This window comes from Colwellia sp. MB3u-45, assembly GCF_014077005.1.
Lineage (GTDB): Bacteria > Pseudomonadota > Gammaproteobacteria > Enterobacterales > Alteromonadaceae > Cognaticolwellia.
Map to the genome: position 1 here is coordinate 45,447 of NZ_JACGVC010000041.1, position 18,257 is coordinate 63,703.

Annotated in this window: 16 protein-coding genes; 4 read left to right on the top strand and 12 right to left on the bottom strand. The window is 40.9% G+C overall.

Annotated features, from left to right (window positions below; genetic code table 11):
• Positions 1-251: 251 nt before the first annotated feature.
• Both H4J41_RS04035 and H4J41_RS04040 read right to left on the bottom strand, forming a co-directional pair.
• The gene (locus tag H4J41_RS04035) at positions 252-3,353 is read right to left on the bottom strand and encodes an efflux RND transporter permease subunit (RefSeq protein ID WP_182136022.1); all 3,102 of its coding nucleotides are present in this window, start codon (positions 3,351-3,353) and stop codon (positions 252-254) included.
• Entirely contained in the window at positions 3,350-4,408 is a 1,059-nt protein-coding gene (locus H4J41_RS04040) for an efflux RND transporter periplasmic adaptor subunit (RefSeq protein WP_182136023.1), read from the bottom strand. The genes H4J41_RS04035 and H4J41_RS04040 overlap by 4 nt, the downstream gene beginning before the upstream one ends.
• A gap of 221 nt (positions 4,409-4,629) precedes the next feature.
• Here H4J41_RS04040 and H4J41_RS04045 point away from each other — a divergent pair, with 221 nt between their 5' ends.
• Positions 4,630-5,376: a hypothetical protein gene (locus H4J41_RS04045; RefSeq protein ID WP_182136024.1), complete on the top strand. Its 747-nt coding sequence runs from the start codon at positions 4,630-4,632 to the stop codon at positions 5,374-5,376.
• Between the two features lie 122 nt (positions 5,377-5,498).
• Positions 5,499-6,095 (top strand): hypothetical protein, encoded by a 597-nt coding sequence (locus tag H4J41_RS04050; protein WP_182136025.1) that lies wholly within the window; start codon positions 5,499-5,501, stop codon positions 6,093-6,095.
• 455 nt (positions 6,096-6,550) lie between these two features.
• Here H4J41_RS04050 and H4J41_RS04055 read toward each other — a convergent pair whose 3' ends face one another.
• The 9 genes from H4J41_RS04055 to rpsP form a co-directional block, all read right to left on the bottom strand.
• Positions 6,551-7,024, bottom strand: a complete 474-nt coding sequence (locus tag H4J41_RS04055) for a thioredoxin family protein (RefSeq protein ID WP_182136026.1) — start codon at positions 7,022-7,024, stop codon at positions 6,551-6,553.
• 12 nt (positions 7,025-7,036) lie between these two features.
• On the bottom strand, positions 7,037-8,179 hold the full coding sequence (tyrA, locus tag H4J41_RS04060) for a bifunctional chorismate mutase/prephenate dehydrogenase (protein ID WP_182136027.1): 1,143 nt from the start codon (positions 8,177-8,179) through the stop codon (positions 7,037-7,039).
• Positions 8,180-8,194: 15 nt separating this feature from the next.
• Positions 8,195-9,319: a 3-deoxy-7-phosphoheptulonate synthase gene (locus H4J41_RS04065; RefSeq protein ID WP_220460948.1), complete on the bottom strand. Its 1,125-nt coding sequence runs from the start codon at positions 9,317-9,319 to the stop codon at positions 8,195-8,197.
• Between the two features lie 298 nt (positions 9,320-9,617).
• A complete protein-coding gene (gene acs, locus H4J41_RS04070) occupies positions 9,618-11,561 on the bottom strand; it encodes an acetate--CoA ligase (RefSeq protein ID WP_182136028.1) in 1,944 nt (647 codons plus the stop codon).
• Between the two features lie 275 nt (positions 11,562-11,836).
• The gene (locus H4J41_RS17800) at positions 11,837-12,163 is read right to left on the bottom strand and encodes a PEP-CTERM sorting domain-containing protein (protein WP_404842449.1); all 327 of its coding nucleotides are present in this window, start codon (positions 12,161-12,163) and stop codon (positions 11,837-11,839) included.
• The gene (rplS, locus tag H4J41_RS04080) at positions 12,081-12,434 is read right to left on the bottom strand and encodes a 50S ribosomal protein L19 (protein WP_182136030.1); all 354 of its coding nucleotides are present in this window, start codon (positions 12,432-12,434) and stop codon (positions 12,081-12,083) included. The genes H4J41_RS17800 and rplS overlap by 83 nt, the downstream gene beginning before the upstream one ends.
• A 12-nt stretch (positions 12,435-12,446) precedes the next feature.
• Positions 12,447-13,256, bottom strand: coding sequence for a tRNA (guanosine(37)-N1)-methyltransferase TrmD (gene trmD, locus H4J41_RS04085; protein WP_182136079.1), 810 nt, complete (start codon positions 13,254-13,256; stop codon positions 12,447-12,449).
• Positions 13,257-13,299: 43 nt separating this feature from the next.
• A complete protein-coding gene (gene rimM, locus H4J41_RS04090) occupies positions 13,300-13,830 on the bottom strand; it encodes a ribosome maturation factor RimM (RefSeq protein WP_404842448.1) in 531 nt (176 codons plus the stop codon).
• 28 nt (positions 13,831-13,858) lie between these two features.
• Positions 13,859-14,107, bottom strand: coding sequence for a 30S ribosomal protein S16 (gene rpsP / locus H4J41_RS04095; RefSeq protein WP_146879194.1), 249 nt, complete (start codon positions 14,105-14,107; stop codon positions 13,859-13,861).
• 240 nt (positions 14,108-14,347) lie between these two features.
• Here rpsP and H4J41_RS04100 point away from each other — a divergent pair, with 240 nt between their 5' ends.
• Positions 14,348-15,328: a DMT family transporter gene (locus H4J41_RS04100; RefSeq protein ID WP_182136031.1), complete on the top strand. Its 981-nt coding sequence runs from the start codon at positions 14,348-14,350 to the stop codon at positions 15,326-15,328.
• Positions 15,329-15,501: 173 nt separating this feature from the next.
• Here the strand turns inward: H4J41_RS04100 and ffh are convergent, their stop codons facing one another.
• Entirely contained in the window at positions 15,502-16,884 is a 1,383-nt protein-coding gene (gene ffh / locus H4J41_RS04105) for a signal recognition particle protein (RefSeq protein ID WP_182136032.1), read from the bottom strand.
• Between the two features lie 202 nt (positions 16,885-17,086).
• On the opposite strand from ffh, the gene H4J41_RS04110 reads away from it, so the two are divergent.
• Complete coding sequence (locus H4J41_RS04110; protein WP_310649795.1) at positions 17,087-18,241, top strand: SO_0444 family Cu/Zn efflux transporter; 1,155 nt, start codon at positions 17,087-17,089, stop codon at positions 18,239-18,241.
• Positions 18,242-18,257: the final 16 nt, after the last annotated feature.

An 18,257-nucleotide genomic window follows, 5' to 3' on the forward strand; every position in this document is an offset into this window, starting at 1 on the left:
ATTGGTATGATTAAGTTTACTCTGCTTTAAATGTAGAAAAGTCCCTATAACATTACTGCTATAGGGACTTTTTGAGACTGGCGCTATTGAGTAGCAATTGAAATAAATAATCGATCGTTTAAGATAGCCTAAACAGGCAAGCACTATCTTGCTTACCATCACAATAGCCAGTGATTGCTTAATCAAGCGCCTGACTCTTAACTATTTGTCTTTACTTATCATGGCTCACTGCTTTAATTCAACTGATATAACTACATTTTCTCTATAGCAGCTTGAGCTTGCTGGTGCTCAATTTCTTTAGTGATCACTTGTGGTGAGCCGGTATTGCGGCACAGCCAATAATAAGCCCCAGGTACAACAAATAAAGTAAAAATACTGGCCAATGATACACCCGCGAAGATCACCACGCCGATCACCATTCTACTTTCAGCGCCAGGCCCCACCGCAAGCACTAATGGGATAGCACTGGTGACTGTGGTGAATGTGGTCATCACAATAGGTCTTAAGCGTTGCGTGGCGGCAGTGATCAATGCTTCTTCAAAGGCGATGCCTTTATCACGTAACTGATTGGCAAATTCAACAATTAAAATACCATTTTTTGCCGCCAAACCAATTAACATCACAATACCAATTTGACTGTATATATTCAGACTCATTCCCATCAGTTTCAGGCCGGCTAAAGCGCCAACTAAAGCTAATGGCACAGTTAACATAATCACAAAAGGATGAATGAAGCTCTCAAATTGGGCTGACAATACTAGGTAGGTTATCACTAAGGCCAAAACAAAAATAAAGGCGATAGAGTTACCTGATTCTTGTAATAATTGCGACTGGCCTTTGTAGGCCACTTGCGCTTGTTCAGGCAAATGTTCAGCAACCGCGGTATTTAAAAACGCTAAGGCATCACCCAAGGCATAGCCTGTGGCTAAGTTAGCACTAATAGTGACACTGCGCAGGCGATTGAAACGATTGAGTTGCGACGATGTGGCACTCTCTTCTATCGTGATCAAGTTTGATAAGGGCACCAATTTATTACTGACCGTGGAGCGAACAAAAATATTATCAATGTCTTTAGGGTTTGAAAAATCATTTTTCTCGCCTTTAACCACCACATAATACTCTTCACCGCGCTCAACGAAGTTAGTCACGCGGCGTTGACCCAACATAGTTTCAAGGGTGCGGCCAATATCGCCCACCGACACGCCTAAGTCGAAGGCTCTGTTGTGATTAATATTAACCAGTAATTGTGGATAGGTTTCTTTGTAGTCACTATCAATACTGTGCAGATTGGGGTTTTCTTGCGCTTTAGCAATAATAATATCACGCCACTTTGCTAACTCTTCATAGGTGTTACCTTGCAAGACAAATTCAACCGGTGATGAAGACCCGCCGCCACTTAAGCCTCGGCGCATCATAGCAAACGCTCTAACATCGGTTACTTTAGCGAGTTCACCATTTATTTTATTAATAAATTCAAAGGTATCTGTAATGCGATCTTTCCAAGCGGGCATACCCACAATAGCAATGCCACCCGAACCACCAAAACCTGGCACACGTACAAGCACTCGGTCAAGCTCGCCACTTTGTTGGTGCACGAGTAATGCTTCTTCTATTTGCTGCATATTTTTAACGTTATTTTCATAACTTGCCCCTTCTGCACCACTCATCATGACGAAGAAGTTTCCGCGATCTTCTTTTGGTGTGTACTCTGAAGGTAATTGATTAAATAAACTGTAGACCGCAAATAGCGACAAAATAATCACAATACATATCATCAGGGGTTGATGGATACTGGCTTTTAACGAACGCCCATAAGCCGCTTCAAACTTAGCAAAACCTCGATCCAACTTTTGACCAAACGATGAGCTACGTTCCTTATGTTTTAACATTTTTGAACACATCATTGGTGTTAACGATAATGCCGTTAAGCTAGAAAAAATAACCGCTGCCGCAATCGCAATAGCAAACTCGGTGAATAATCGTCCGACATTACCTGATAAAAAGATTAACGGCACAAACACCGCAACTAGCACTAAGGTGGTCGCAATAACCGCAAACGCTACTTCTCGCCCGCCTTCGTATGCCGCGAGCAACGGGGTTTGCCCGCGCTCAATACGGCGGTAAATATTTTCCAGTACCACAATGGCATCATCAACAACCAAGCCAATGGCTAGCACCATGGCCAGTAGGGTCAATAAGTTTATTGAAAAACCAAACCACGATAGCACCATCATGGAACCAATTAGCGCCACAGGTACGGTAACGGCTGGAATAAGTGTTGCTCTAACGTTACCCAAAAATAAAAATATAACTAATACCACCATGATCATGGCAATAGCTAGTGTGCTATACACTTCGTCAATTGAGCCTTGAATAAACACTGATGAGTCATAGCTATTAGTGATCGTGGTACCTATTGGCAAGCCACCACGAATCGACATCATCTCTTTTCGCGCCGCTTTAACTACTTCGAGGGTATTGGCTTTTGACTGTTTAATGATGCCCAAACCCACCATATTTTTGCCATTACCACGAAACATGTTTTCTTCATCTTCCGCCGCTAAATCAATTTTAGCCACATCACCCAGATAGACCAATGATTTATCATCATTACGCGCGACCACCATAGTGGCAAAGTCATCTTCGGTTAGATAACTACGTTCAACACGAATCGAAAAATCTCGGTCGATTGATTCCACTTCTCCCGCCGGTAATTCAACATTTTCAGCACGTAGGGTTTGTTCTATATCATTAACAGTGATACCTCTAGCGGCCATTGCCTTTCGGTTTAACACCACATTCATCGCATAGGTTCTACCGCCACCAACTTGCACGCGTGCTACACCATCAACCACAGAAAACCTGTCAACAATATAACGTTCGGCGTAATCAGTTAGCTGTAATGTGCTCATTACCTCGCTTTGTAAAACAAACCAAACAATGGCACTTTCATCATCATTTGCCTTAGAAACTTCAGGCGGTTCAGCTTGTTCTGGTAGGTTGTTTAACGCGCGCGAAATTCTGTCACGCACATCATTTGTCGCGGCGTCAATATCACGGTCTAGTTCAAATTCAATTGAAATATTAGAACGGCCCACTCGGCTAGAAGAGTTGATGGATTTAACCCCTTCAATACCGCTAATTCGATCTTCCAGTATTTGCGTGATTTTACTTTCGACAATGGCTGCAGACGCGCCAGGATAAGAGGTATTAATACTCACTACCGGTGGGTCGATATCAGGATACTCTCGAAGGGGTAGGGTTAAAAAAGCGACAATACCAAAAGTGATCAAGAGTAAATTAATTACTGTGGCAAAGACAGGGCGCTTAACTGACAGGTCAGATAAAATCACGATTTATTCCCTATGGTATTGACACTAGTACCATCACGTAATTTTAAGGCGCCTTCGACAACCACTTCTGTGCCCACTTCTAGACCACCAATAACCTCAACAAAACCACGGTAGCGACGACCAATATCTAACGATTTCTTAATGGCTTTACCCGCTTCAACAACAAAAACAAAATGCTGGTCTTCAATCGGAATAATGGCACTTTCGGGTATCTGTAATATTTGCTCAACTTTGCGTACCACATGCAAATTTAACAACATGCCCGCACGTAACTGATTATCAGCATTGTTAATTTTTGCACGTACTTTTAAGGTTCGTGTGACACTGTCGATGCGAGAGTCTATCGAGGTGACTTTGCCAACAAATACTTTGTCTTTATAAGCTATATTGTTCGCTTCTATGCGCTGACCAATCGCTACGGTAGTTAAGTAACGCTCTGGAATTGAAAAATCAACTTTAATAATACTCAGATCATCTAAACTGGTGATCACATCGCCAACATTAATTAACGCACCGAGACTAATTTCGCGAAAGCCTAAGATGCCTGAAAATGGCGCTGTAATAGTAAGTTCCGCTAGCTTTATTCTGGCACTGAGTAGTTGTGCTGAAATGGCCTTAGTTTTTGCTTCTTGTTGATCAACCAGCGACTTAGCGGTGGCTTTTTGTTTGTACAAATCTTGAAAACGATTGAGTTGCGCGACAGACTCGGCAAGATTAGCCTGAAGTTCTTCGACTTTAGCCGCTTCCTCTTCGCTATTTAGCCGTACTAAAATGTCATCTTTTTTAACCGTTTCGCCATCTTGAAATAGAACTTCAGCAACAACATCTGAATATTTACTGGTAATGTACACCTGCTCATTCGCTCGTGTCGTACCAATGGCCTCGACGGAATCATTAAAATCAACGAGATCGATTTTAGCCGTTTTTACTGCGACAACACGTTGATACTTTTCGTTGTTGGAGGTCTTTTCAGGCCATTGTAAATAAACAACTAAGGCAATTAACATTCCAACCAGTAATAACAAAGGTAAGCGACGACCAATGGCAGTAGACATAAACAAAACTCTCTAAAATTGAGTAAATTACAGTAACATTATTATAACTTAGATACTGACAGCACTGGAGACAACTTAGCCTAGGATTTAAGGCTTTGGTCGCAAATTAGAAAAAATATTTAACTTTGTACTTATTAAGATATAATTTAATAAGACATAAACCAAATGAAGTATAGCGAGTATGCGCGATGCTTCATTTTTACATTTTAAGGATTGAACTCGTGAAAATTATAGCCTCAATTATTATTGTTTTGTTATTACTTAGTGGTGGTGCTCTTTGGTTTTTAGCAGGAAGCTCACTTAATGGCTACATTAAAGGTCAAATTGAAACGGTGGGCAGCAAAGTCACTGAACAAACGGTTACCGTAAAAACCGTAGATATTAAGCTTGCTAGCGGCGCAGGTAGTATTTTAGGTATTAATTTAGCCAACCCTAAAACTTATAGCCAACCAAACGCTTTCGCTTTAGAGGAAGTAACGCTTGATATTAATTTAGAAAGTTTAGCCTCATCACCTATTATTATTGATGCGATCATCATCAAATCACCGCAAGCATTTGTCCAGTTCACCCAAACCGGTGGCTCTAATATTAAAGATATTCTCGATGCTATCAAGCGTAATACCCCTGAAGCTGAGGCAAGTGCTGCCGACACTAATACGGGTGAAGAGCCTAAAATAAAAGTCAGTAAAATTATCCTTGCTGGCACGGCGCTAACACTTGATTTAAGTGCTTTTGGTAATAAAGCACATAGTGCCACGTTACCAGATATCACATTAAATAATGTCGGTGGTGAAACTGGTTTGCCTGCAAGCCAACTCGGTGCCGAGATTGTTAAACAAGCATTATCTCAAATTTGGCAACAAGCAAAAGCCACGCAAAAGAAAAAGTTAACCGACAGTGCTAAAGAGAAATTGAAAGAGAAGCTGGAAGAAAAAGCTAAGAAAAAACTGACTGACTTATTTGGTTAGTCTTAATTTTTAGTGGTCTTAAAACTCAGCCAAAATTGGTCAAAACTAGCCAAAATTAGTCAGAATTAGCCACTACATTTGGCTGAGTTTACAAAAAACAACAAATCACAGGACACCTTGTAATGAAAGTAAATAGCCGATTAACCCTACTAGCAATGCTTTGCATTTTGTTGTCATCACATGCCGCTATAGCAAAGCCATTAGAGCTCAGCGTTATGTTCGGTAAAATATACGGTCCTGACTTGGTTACCAGTGACAATAGCGATATCAATATTGACTCTGGCAATAACATGGCTGTTGGTATAGCGTGGCAAGCAAATGTTAATGGCCAAGGCCAGATACTTTTGAACCGTGTTAGTCATGATTTTATTGGCGAAAATCAAGCTAATAATGAGCTAGATATCACTTATGCACATTTTAATGGCATCGCTTTGTACCGTCAGCAAAACTATGTAACGACTTTGAGTTTAGGGCTAGGTGGTGCTTATTTCGATGCCGAACAGGGTAGTGAAGAACTGTATCCTTCTGCCAGTGTCGCCGTTGGTACTCGCTATGAAGTCTCTCAGCAAGTGGCCTTAGTGACCGAACTACGCGCCTATGCCACCTTAATTGATGAGGATGACGCCATGTTTTGCCAGCAGGATATTTGTAGCGCAAACTTTAGCGATTCGCTCTGGATAGATAGTTCAATTGCGGTCGGAATCGCCATCAAATTTTAGCTTGATAAACCCTTAAGTCACTGGCCAACATGCGCCTGTTCTTAACTTGAAGCTGTTACTCTTCGCAATATATAACAGTGTAAAAAGCAACAGCTTCGTCAAAAACATCTAAAATTTCAATCACTTACTTTCATTGCCATGCAATGGATCCATACCTATTGTAATATTTTAACTCACCCTCTGCTAAGCCGGCACAGCTATACCTTATAGTCGTGTAATCATAACGGTATTTTTTGCTTTAATGAGTAAACGGGGATAATCAAACGACAAGCTATAAAGCCTACTTATCCATTCAGCTATTACTACTTAAACTATGACCAATTAAACTATGACCAATTAAGCTATGACCAATTAAGCTATTATCAAAAAAGTAAGCCATGATCAAAAAAATCGCAGAGAATATAATTCATCGGCGATTTTTTCTCTATATACTCATACTTACATTGTAAACTAAGCTATAACATCGCTGAGATATCAGCGGTTAATGACACTTTCGGACGTTCAATAATACGACCAATTTCTTTATCGTTTTGATAAACAATAAAAGTGGGAGTATATTTTATATCCTGGTTTTTAGCTGAGCCGCTTGGCTCTGACTTTGCATAATCGAGGGCAATTAAGCGATTTGAAAGCGTTGGGCTTTGAGCCACTATTTTTAAAAACCTAGGCACTTCACGCACGCTGTCATGGCACCAAGAGCCAAAGTAAACGTCTACGTGTAAATTTTTTGGCCAACGGTTAATTTCAGTAATTTCAAGCGCAGACAGTTGCGATGCCTGATAACCTTGCTGGAAAAATTTATGATTCGCCATCAGTTGCTGTTGGCTAATTTCACCAAGGGTCATCGGCGCTTTTTCTGCCTGACTATTGGCGCAGCCAGAAACAACAACAAGCATAATACTGGATAGCGTTACCACAAATTTTCTCATCTCATTCCTTGATTAGTATTTTTTTAGTTGGTCTGCTTTTGCCAACATCACTTTACTTTCCTGCATAAAAATATCAGCATAATCACCAAAGTAATCAGCGACCTGTGAAAACGTCTCAGTAAAAGCGGCTTTATCATTTGATTGCACATCTTCAAGTAATGCTAAAAATCGATAGGCAAAGCGCTTCATCATAGCAATATTGTCTTGATTAGCGAAAATAATATCAGTATAAAGTTCAGGGTTTTGAGCAAACAAACGCCCGACCATGATCAACTCCAAACGATAAATAGGTGAACTCATCTCCACCAATTGCGCTATATCAGCGCCTTCAGTCATTAAGTGGTAACCATAAGCTATGGTTGAGAAATGTCGCATGACTTGCACCATAGACATGGCTTGATCATGTGTGTGTGCTTCAACCGGATGGATTTTTGCCCCCCAAACATTAAATTGCTCTAGTAGCCAATGATACTGTTGTGGAAAGCGTCCTTCGCAAGCAATAATAGTTTGCTTAACTAAACCGGTGACATCAGGACCAAACATCGGATGTAATCCAACCACGGGGCCAGCATGTACTTTCATCATTTCATATATTGGCGCTTCTTTAATACTGGTAACGTCTGCCAAAATACAGTCTTCAGGCAAAGAGCCTAATTTTTGGATAACCAAAGTCGTTAATCGAATCGGCACAGCAACAATGACCAAACTCGCCTCGGCTAAAATATCAGCACTATTTGGCCAGTCAGCTTGCTCTAAAGCCTGTACTTGATAGCCAGAACGAGTAAATAAATCAACAAAAATGCGTCCCAATTGCCCCTTACCACCAATGACAATGACTTTTTTGCAATCAGGATTGACACAACGATAGCCACTAGCATCTTGGCTGACATATGAATCTTGCATCAAGCGGTGCAGAATATCTTCAATTAATTCTGGCGACAAACCAGCATCTATGGCTTGCTGTCGACGCACCTTTAATAAGCTTGCTTCACGCTCAGGGGCAAAAATTGGCATACCCGCGGCGCTTTTTAATAAACCCACTTTGGTGGTAACAAGGCGACGCTTTGCCAATAATGCCACTAATTGACCGTCAATATCGTCAATTTCATCGCGTAACACACCTAAACTTTGCTCAAATGTAAGTTCGTTGTTCATTGTAGCTGCTTATTCCTATTCACTAACGGTTGAATTAATCCGCTGTTTTAAAACCACTTCAAGTTTAGCACTCGCCGCTGAAATAAGCTGCTCTGTAGTTTCAAAATCGATACAAGCATCTGTCACAGAAACGCCATATTTCAGCTGGTCAATGGGTAACTCTGAACTTTGATTACCCGCATTTATATTACTCTCTAACATAATACCAATAATAGTCTTATTGCCGGCACAGATTTGATCAAAAACATTATCAGCCACTAAAGGTTGACGACGGTAGTCTTTATTAGAATTCCCGTGCGAACAATCGATCACGATACCCGGCTCTAAATTTTGTTTGGCCAGTTCTTCTTCACATAAAGCGACATTAACCGCATCGTAGTTAGGCTTTTTGCCGCCACGCAAAATGACATGACCGTCAGGATTGCCAGAAGTTTTAATCAGTGCCACTTGCCCTAAGCGATTGATACCCATGAAACGATGTGAAGAGGCTGCTGACTGCAAAGCATTAATAGCAACACCAAGACCACCACTGGTACCATTTTTAAAGCCAATCGGCATCGACAAGCCACTGGCCATTTCACGGTGCGTTTGTGACTCTGTGGTGCGTGCACCAATAGCCGACCAACTAAATAGCTCAGCTAAATATTGTGGGCTAATTGGATCTAGTGCTTCAGTCGCCAACGGCAAACCTAACTCGGTTAAGTAAATCAATAATGCACGAGCCTTGCGAAGGCCAGTTTCCACATCAAATGAACCATCCATATGCGGATCATTAATCAGACCTTTCCAGCCGACCGTAGTGCGCGGTTTTTCAAAGTAAACTCGCATAACAATGTATAAACTGTCTTGATATTTATCGTGTAATTCTTTCAGTTGTCTTGCATAAGCTTTAGCACCTTCAAGATCATGTACAGAACAGGGGCCGGCAATGACTAATAAGCGATGATCTTTTTTGTGAATAATATTAGCAATAATTTGGCGAGCATTTTTAACAAAAACACGTCCGGCTTCTGGCAGCGGTAACTCTTCTCGTAAAGCATTAGGGGTAATTAAGACATCTTCCGCATTGACGTGAATATCGTTCAACCTGCTTTTAGGTATTTGGTTGGCGTCTGACGCCGTTAAGGTATTTTTTGACATGATTCTTTCCTAAATATGGAACAATAATTGTGAGTGTTAAGTAAAGTATTTTGGCTAACCACTATTTCTACCAATAGTAATGCGACGAGAAGAGCAACTAGTTAAAGTATGGGAGGTAATAATATCGATACTGCAGATTGTACATTCTTTACGCCCTTCTTGCTGTAAAATAAAGTTTACTTTTTTTGTATCATTTATATTACACTATAATTTACTCACGTACAGCCCTATTATCAAATATATGACATAAAAAAAGCGCCAAATGGCGCTTTTTTCTTAATTTTTTATATAGACAATTTTATTTATGCACAATACGATTTTTAACTAGGTTCTCGACAACCGCGGGATCAGCCAAGGTAGAGGTATCACCTAAGGTATCTACATCATTCTCAGCAATTTTGCGTAAAATACGACGCATAATTTTACCTGAACGGGTTTTAGGCAGTCCTGGCGCGTATTGAATGTAGTCAGGTTTCGCAAAACGGCCTAATTCTTTCGCCACAAACTCGGTTAACTCACGCAATAACTCATCTGACTCTGTCGCATTACTCATTAAAGTGACATAAGCATAAACACCTTGACCTTTAATTTCATGTGGATAACCCACAACAGCGGCTTCAGCAACTGCAGGGTGCAATACCAAAGCACTCTCAATTTCAGCCGTACCTAGTCGGTGACCAGAAACATTCAACACATCATCAACACGACCGGTGATCCAATAAAAACCGTCTTCATCACGCTTAGCACCATCACCGGTAAAGTAATTACCTGGATATTGGCTAAAGTAGGTTTGATAGAAGCGATCATGATCGCCATAAACACTGCGTAATTGACCAGGCCAACTGCCTGTCATCATTAATAAGCCTTGGTTTGCGCCTTCAAGGGTATTTCCATCTTTGTCAAAAAGTGCGGGTTTAACACCAAAAAACGGTTTACCTGCTGCCCCTGGTTTCATATCAACCGCTCCTGGCAAAGAGGTAATTAAAATGCCACCCGTTTCTGTTTGCCACCATGTATCAACAATAGGACAATTACTTTTACCCACAACCTCATAATACCAATGCCATGCTTCTGGGTTAATCGGTTCACCTACCGTACCTAAAAGGCGTAACGATGATAAATCCGCTTTTTCAACAAAGCTATCACCAACACTCATCAAGGCGCGAATAGCGGTTGGTGCGGTATAAAAAATATTGACTTGGTGCTTATCGCACACCTGCCAAAAACGACTCGCATCAGGATAAGTCGGCACACCTTCAAAAACCAGTGTGGTTGCGCCATTGGCTAACGGTCCGTAAAAGATATACGAATGGCCAGTGATCCAGCCTGCGTCTGCCGTACACCAATAAATTTCACCGTCTTTGTAATCAAAAACATATTTATGGGTCATAGCGGCGTAAAGTAGATAGCCACCACAAGTATGTAACACACCTTTAGGTGTGCCTGTTGAACCAGAGGTATATAAAATAAAGAGTGGGTCTTCAGCGTCCATCACTTCCGGATCACAAACTGCAGGAAGTTTAGCGACTTCTTCTTGGTAATTCACATCAATTTTATCATTCCACGCCACATCACCACCTGTGCGTTGCACAACAATAACTGAGTGAACATTTGGACATTCAGCAACGGCTGCATCAACATTGACTTTCAATGGAATGACGCGACCACCTCGAAGACTTTCATCCGAGGTCACAACGACTTTACAGTCAGCATCAGCGATACGTGAACGAATAGCTTCAGTAGAGAAACCACCAAATACCACTGAATGCACGGCACCTATGCGGGCACAAGCTAACATGGCATAGCCAATTTCTGGGATCATTGGCATATAAATACAGACACGATCGCCTTTTTTCACGCCACGTGCTTTTAGTAAGTTAGCAAAACGACAGACATGATCATGCAGCTCTTGATAGGTTATTTTTTTATCTTCGCTAGGGTCATCACCTTCCCAAATAATAGCGATATCATCAGCTTTGCTGACTAGATGACGATCGATACAGTTGTAACTAACATTTAATTTACCACCAGAAAACCATTTGATATCAGCAGATTTAAGGTCAACATCTGAAACACTGTCCCAAGGCTTATACCAATCAAGGAACTGTTCAGCTTGCTCAGCCCAGAAAACATCAGGTTGTTCAATCGACTGCTTGTACATTGCGTCGTATTTCGCTGCATCAATATAGGTGTGGGCTTTTGCTTGCGCTAATACGGGAAAATGGCTTTTTAGTTTTTGCATGCTTAATCCTTGAAATCTTGTTATTTAATGGCTTGTTGAGACGTCGAAGCAAAACCTCATTCAACTATCGATCAACTTTTTAACTTACCAACATAATAGCCTAACTTTTCGCGATGGGACACACCACTTAAGTCGAATATTCATGAATTATTTATATAAGTTTGAGATGGAATAAGTCTAATAGGAAGGTTTAAAATACGGCATAATAACGTTTTAAAAATAAACAAGACATTTAAATCAAGAAGATAGAATAAAGCCTAGAAAGTGTTGAGGCGTTAAAATAAAACCAGTGTTGACTGTTTTCTGTACTTGCCTAAGCACATAAAACACAATAACAACGAAAATAAACCTAGAGTCGCTGGCTCAGGCACGGCTATGGCTAGGTATTCCCTGCTTTTATTGTAGCTTTTGCTAACGTTACAGCTGCTCGATAAGTAAAAAAAACACACAAAAAAGCCTATTTGGTTTCCCAAACAGGCTTTTCTCAAACTAACTAACAATACGCGTATTAAAGGGGAATTATCTTTTTCCCAATTTCTCTTTAATACGTGCTTTACGACCAGATAGCTCGCGTAAATAGTATAGCTTAGCTTGACGTACATCGCCGCGACGTTTGACTGCAATTGAGTCAACGATTGGGCTATGTGTCTGGAATACACGCTCTACACCAACACCGTTCGAAGTTTTACGAACAGTGAATGCAGAATTGATGCCGCGGTTTTTAATAGCAATTACAACACCTTCAAATGCTTGAAGACGTGATTTTTCACCTTCTGTAACTTTTACTTGTACCACAACTGTATCGCCTGGGCGGTAGTCTGGTGCATCTGTTCTCATTTGCTCGGCTTCGAGCTGCTTAATAATATTACTCATAATACCTTCTTCCTAGGTTTCACAGTCATCAGCAGCATTTTTATTATCAGCCTTAATGGCAATTAACATTTTTTGCTGCTCTGCTGTCAGAGCTAGGTTAGTTAAAAGTTCCGGTCTTCTAGTCCAAGTTCTTTCTAACGACTGATATTGGCGCCATTGCCTTATATGCTCGTGATTACCACTTAATAGCACTTTAGGAACAGACTTTGCTTCGTTTACCGAAACGTCCATAACCTCTGGCCGAGTGTAATGTGGACAATCCAATAAACCGTCAGAAAATGAATCCTGCTCAGCTGATTGTTGATGTCCTAATACTCCAGGCACAAAGCGTGCTACGGCATCGATTATGTTCATAGCAGGTAATTCCCCACCACTTAATACATAATCGCCGACCGACCATTCTTCGTCAATTTCAGACTCTATTAGTCGCTCGTCTATACCTTCATAACGTCCTGCTATAAATATCAGTCGGTCATGTTGTGCTAATTCACGTACACCAGCTTGGTCCAATTTCCGTCCTTGCGGCGACAAATAAATAACCTTCGCTCTACCCTTTTCTTTAATAAGATCAGGGCTGCTATCTTCATCTGCAGCTTTTCTTGCAGCTTGTATAGCATCACGTAATGGTTGAACCATCATAAGCATCCCTGGGCCGCCACCGTAAGGTCGGTCGTCCACAGTGCGATGTTTATCATGAGTAAAATCTCTTGGGTTCCACTTATGAAACTCAATTAGACCATTACGTATCGCTCGGCCTGTCACCCCATACTCAGTAATTGCGTCAAACATTTCGGGAAAAAGGCTTATCACCCCAATCCACATTTTCTTATCACTAAGCATGTTTGTTAATACACTCTTACTCAAGTTAGAAACCTGGGTCCCAGTCAACACAAATTTGTTTATCTTCAGCGCTTATCGAAAGTATAACTTGGTCCATTAAGTAAGGTATTAACCTTTCTTTTTTACCAAAGCCATCTTTCAGATTAGCTTTAACAACCAGTACGTCGTTAGCGCCCGTTTCCATTATGTCGGAAACCCGACCTAGGTCGTAACCTTTGTCAGTAACTACTGCCATGCCGATTAGATCACGCCAATAAAACTCACCTTCAGGTAAGTCTGATAACGCCTCTTCGCTGACAAATATCTCTGAACCCACGAGCTTTTGTGCTACATCGCGATCATCAATACCTGCAACTTTAACCACAAGACCATTGTTATGTTTGCGCCAATCGGTAATATCTACTGATTGAATCTTATCCCCTAATTTTAAAGACCAAGGAAAATAGTCTAGAATGGCTTCTTGGTCATCTGTGAATGAATGAATTTTCAACCAACCCTTGATACCGTAGACTGCGCCTACTTTACCTAAAGTGACATCTTTACCAATAACTTCCACAACAAACTCCTAAAACCTACCAATTAAATTAAGCTGCTTTGTTAGCATCTTTAATTAATTTGGCCACACGATCAGATACAGTTGCACCTTGACCAACCCAATGGTTGACACGGTCTAAGTCTAAACGTAATTTTTCCGCTTGACCTTGCGCTGTAGGGTTGAAAAAACCAACTTTCTCGATGAAACGACCATCGCGAGAGTTACGGCTATCTGCAACAACAACCTGATAGAATGGACGCTTCTTTGCGCCGGCACGAGCTAAACGAATGGTAACCATATCGTCCTCTATATAATTTAAGTGTTAAAACGAATTTCCCAGACATTTCCGTCGACTAAGCAACAGAAAAGCTCGCGTATATTACGCTTTTCTGTTGACAAAGCAACCTAAAGCTAGCCTTGGATGAATTATTTCGCAAATTAGTTACCCGTGTTAGCAATATAACGATATAATCCACGTCTGCAAAACCAAGCGCCATATACCCGCGCTTTAATTCACTCTTTCTAGCCGGCGAAAACTATGACTCAGCTCGCAAACACCAGTATAAAAGGATTAATGCTAGCGATGACCACGGCTATTATGTGGGGATTACTGCCATTAGCGCTAAAATCTGTTTTAGTACTAATGGACGCTTATACTATTACTTGGTATCGCTTCGTGTTCGCTGCATTTTTTGTGACCCTATTTTTATCAGCAACCAGAAAAATACCTAACTCAGCACTGCAGCAAACTAGCGTCATGAAACGACTATTGCTTGCTGCTATTCTGTTGAGTTTTAACTACATACTGTATCTGGTTTCATTGCACTATATACCAGTAGAAACTGCACAAATGCTTATTCAAATGGCGCCCTTTTTCATGTTAGTTGGCAGTGTTGTTGTAATGAAGGAACACTTTAGTCGTGGTCAAATGGTCGGCTCTTTGGTACTTATCTCAGGTTTGTTATTGTTTTTTAATCAACAATTTATTAATAGCAGTGGCATTGATAGCCATGATTTTTTACTTGGCTTTATCATTATGTTTGGGGCGGCAATAACTTGGGCGGCCTATGCGATCATGCAAAAACAAATGTTACGTTATTACAGCTCAAACCAAATAATGTGGTGTATTTACTTATTAAGTGCCCTGTTTTTCTTACCCTTGGCAAGCCCGGAAAAAATAAAGTCTTTAGATGATAGCGCATTACTTTTGTTACTTTTTTGCTGCGCTAACACCCTCATTGCCTATGGCACTTTTGCCAAGTCATTAGAATATTTGTCAACCGCCAAAGTGAGTGCAACCTTGGCGATAACACCCTTACTTACCGTGTTGTTTGCCACTATCGCTGAGCAAATTTGGCCAACAACATTCCAAGCACAACAGTTGAATGCACTCGCTTATATCGGAGCCAGCATTGTGGTGTTAGGCTCAATGCTAACGGCCCTCGGTAATAGAATACTTAATAGAAAAAATATCAATGCGGTTAAAGCGTACTTAAGATTTAAAAATAAAAGCGCTTGATTTAGCCGCTATGACCCACATTGAGTAAAGAAAAATCATAGATTAGAGCAGTGGTTTATAACAAATTCCTGTCATGCAATTCTAGAATAGAATAGAAAAGAAAAGTGTAGAAACCAAAAAAGGTAGCAATATGCTACCTTTTTTGGTTTCAAAATATGATTTAGCTTAACAGGTTAGCGACCCGGCATACCGCCGCCCATGCCACCACCTGGAGGCATCATGCCTTTCATTGAGCGCATCATTTTTTGCATGCCGCCTTTACCCGACATTTTTTTCATCATTTTTTGCATTTGAGTAAATTGTTTAAGCAATTTATTGACGTCTTGTATTTGCGTACCCGAACCGGCAGCAATACGACGCTTGCGTGAACCTTTAATAACGTCAGGGCGTTGTCGTTCGGCTTTGGTCATCGAGTTAATCATAGCTTCCATGCGAATGGTCACTTTGTCATCCATTTGGCCTTTAACTTGTTCCGACATATTACCCATACCGGGTAATTTATCCATCATGCCCATCATGCCACCCATGCTTTTCATTTGCACAAGTTGGTCACGAAAGTCTTCTAAATCAAAACCTTTGCCACTTTTTACTTTTTTCGCTAATTTTTCAGCTTGTTTGCGATCAACCTTTTGCTCTACTTCTTCAATTAAAGAAAGTACATCGCCCATACCCAGTATACGAGAAGCAATTCTGTCTGGATGAAAAGGCTCTAAGGCTTCAATTTTTTCGCCAACCCCCATAAACTTGATGGGTTTACCGGTAATATGGCGAATAGATAACGCCGCACCACCACGGGCATCACCGTCAGTTTTGGTTAAGATAATACCGGTTAATGGTAAAGCATCATTAAAGGCTTTAGCGGTATTAGCCGCATCTTGACCTGTCATGGCGTCAACCGTGAACAAGGTTTCAATGGGGTTAATGGCGGCGTGTAACTGTTGGATCTCAGCCATCATTTCGCCGTCGATATGCAAACGCCCGGCGGTATCCACAATAACGACATCAAAAAAGTTTTTCTTCGCGTGGTCAATCGCACCGTTGGCAATATCAATAGGCTTTTGGTTAATGTCACTTGGGAAAAAGCCAACATTAATTTCAGTGGCTAACATTTCCAGTTGTTTAATCGCTGCGGGGCGATAAACATCAGCACTCACCACAAGCACTTTTTTCTTTTCACGCTCAGTTAAAAATTTAGCTAACTTAGCAACAGAGGTCGTTTTACCGGCACCTTGTAAGCCGGCCATTAACACAACAGCTGGCGGCGCTGTTTTTAGGTTAAGGGCTTCATTAACTTCACCCATCGCCATTTCAAGTTCAGTGCGAACAATTTTTACAAAAACCTGACCTGGCGTTAAGCTTTTAGAAACATCTTGCCCAACAGCACTTTCTTTTACTTTGGCAATAAAATCGCGAATAACCGGTAAAGCGACATCAGCTTCTAATAAGGCCATCCGTACTTCACGTAAAGTGTCTTTTATATTGTCTTCTGTTAAGCGACCACGGCCACTGATATTTTTTAGTGTTTTCGTTAAACGATCGGAAAGATTTTCAAACATAAATGACTCAAATATTAACTTTGCGCAAAAAATTACCTCTATTATACCCGTACAATTAATTAGCGAAAGTAGAAGTTATGTTTTTAAGCTAATGATGAGATTTAATCTCACGATATGTAGACAAAAAAGCCTAGTTATAGATCAATAACAGTGAAAAAATTTATGATAAACTCTCATTAATTACCTCACTTTTGGACCAAGTGTGAATACCTTTATTTTATTTTTTGACAATTTATTACAGCTCAGCCTAGAAGCTAGCCCATGGCTATTGCTCGGTTTACTTATTGCCGGTCTGATGAAAGCTTGGGTACCCACCAAAATTTTAAGCCAGCATTTAGGTCATGGTAATAAAGCCATTATTAAAGCGGCATTTATTGGTGCACCATTACCGCTATGTTCATGTGGCGTGATCCCTGTGGCGACTGAACTACGACGCTCAGGCGCTTCAGCTCCTGCCACTGCAGCGTTTTTAGTCGCAACACCTGAAACCGGCGTAGATTCGGTGTCGGTTTCCTATGCTTTGTTAGGGCCTGTTCTCGCCATTTATCGCCCCGTAACGGCAATATTATCAGCAATTTTTACCGGTATGATAGTTGCAACATCCAAAGAGAGCTTTACCCGAGTAAAAAGCCACAACACGCATAGTGAATTAACAACTTGTTGTGCAAAAACAACAGCCGCTGCTAAAGCTGAAGCTGAAGCAGCCGAGCCATCCAATTCGTGCTGTGCAAGCAAGCCAACAAAGCCTAGCCATTCGGTACTTAACCATTCAGTACTTAGCCATTCAGTACTTAGCCATTCAGTACTTAGCCATTCAGTAATAGCGAAAACATTGGCCGGCATTCGCTATAGCGCAACACAATTAATTGATGACTTAGTGCGCTGGCTATTGTTAGGCTTATTGTTTGCCACTGCGGTAAGAACATTTGTACCTACATCATTTTTATTAAGCTATGGCAGTGGCTTAGGCGCTATGTTGGTAATGATTGCACTGTCGATTCCTATGTATATATGCGCGACTGCCTCAACACCTATTGCCGCTGGCTTTATTATGGCAGGCATTTCTCCAGGTACTGCATTAGTCTTTATGATGGCAGGGCCGGCCACTAACATTTCAACCTTGGGCGTGATCAAAAATGAAATGGGTAGTAGCGTATTAATAAAGTACCTTTTAGGCATTAGCATTTCTGCCATTAGTTTTGGTTTATTATTGGACTGGGGGCTAGTTTATTTTAACATTGATATTAGTCAGCAAATGCAACACAGTCATCAGTTAATACCTTTTTGGTTTGGCTTAACTTGTCTTGGCGTATTAACATTCTTAGCCATTAAACCTTTGCGTAAACTCTTGATATAAAATAAACAATAGTATG

What these genes read in the sequence shown, in the direction of transcription:
- tyrA (WP_182136027.1), bottom strand. Translation starts at nt 8,179, where the DNA reads ATGAACAACGAACTTACATTTGAGCAAAGTTTAGGTGTGTTACGCGAT.
- rpsP (WP_146879194.1), bottom strand. Translation starts at nt 14,107, where the DNA reads ATGGTTACCATTCGTTTAGCTCGTGCCGGCGCAAAGAAGCGTCCATTC.
- trmD (WP_182136079.1), bottom strand. Translation starts at nt 13,256, where the DNA reads ATGTGGATTGGGGTGATAAGCCTTTTTCCCGAAATGTTTGACGCAATT.
- H4J41_RS17800 (WP_404842449.1), bottom strand. Translation starts at nt 12,163, where the DNA reads ATGTACGTCAAGCTAAGCTATACTATTTACGCGAGCTATCTGGTCGTA.
- H4J41_RS04055 (WP_182136026.1), bottom strand. Translation starts at nt 7,024, where the DNA reads ATGAGAAAATTTGTGGTAACGCTATCCAGTATTATGCTTGTTGTTGTT.
- rplS (WP_182136030.1), bottom strand. Translation starts at nt 12,434, where the DNA reads ATGAGTAATATTATTAAGCAGCTCGAAGCCGAGCAAATGAGAACAGAT.
- ffh (WP_182136032.1), bottom strand. Translation starts at nt 16,884, where the DNA reads ATGTTTGAAAATCTTTCCGATCGTTTAACGAAAACACTAAAAAATATC.
- H4J41_RS04050 (WP_182136025.1), top strand. Translation starts at nt 5,499, where the DNA reads ATGAAAGTAAATAGCCGATTAACCCTACTAGCAATGCTTTGCATTTTG.
- H4J41_RS04100 (WP_182136031.1), top strand. Translation starts at nt 14,348, where the DNA reads ATGACTCAGCTCGCAAACACCAGTATAAAAGGATTAATGCTAGCGATG.
- acs (WP_182136028.1), bottom strand. Translation starts at nt 11,561, where the DNA reads ATGCAAAAACTAAAAAGCCATTTTCCCGTATTAGCGCAAGCAAAAGCC.
- H4J41_RS04040 (WP_182136023.1), bottom strand. Translation starts at nt 4,408, where the DNA reads ATGTCTACTGCCATTGGTCGTCGCTTACCTTTGTTATTACTGGTTGGA.
- H4J41_RS04065 (WP_220460948.1), bottom strand. Translation starts at nt 9,319, where the DNA reads ATGTCAAAAAATACCTTAACGGCGTCAGACGCCAACCAAATACCTAAA.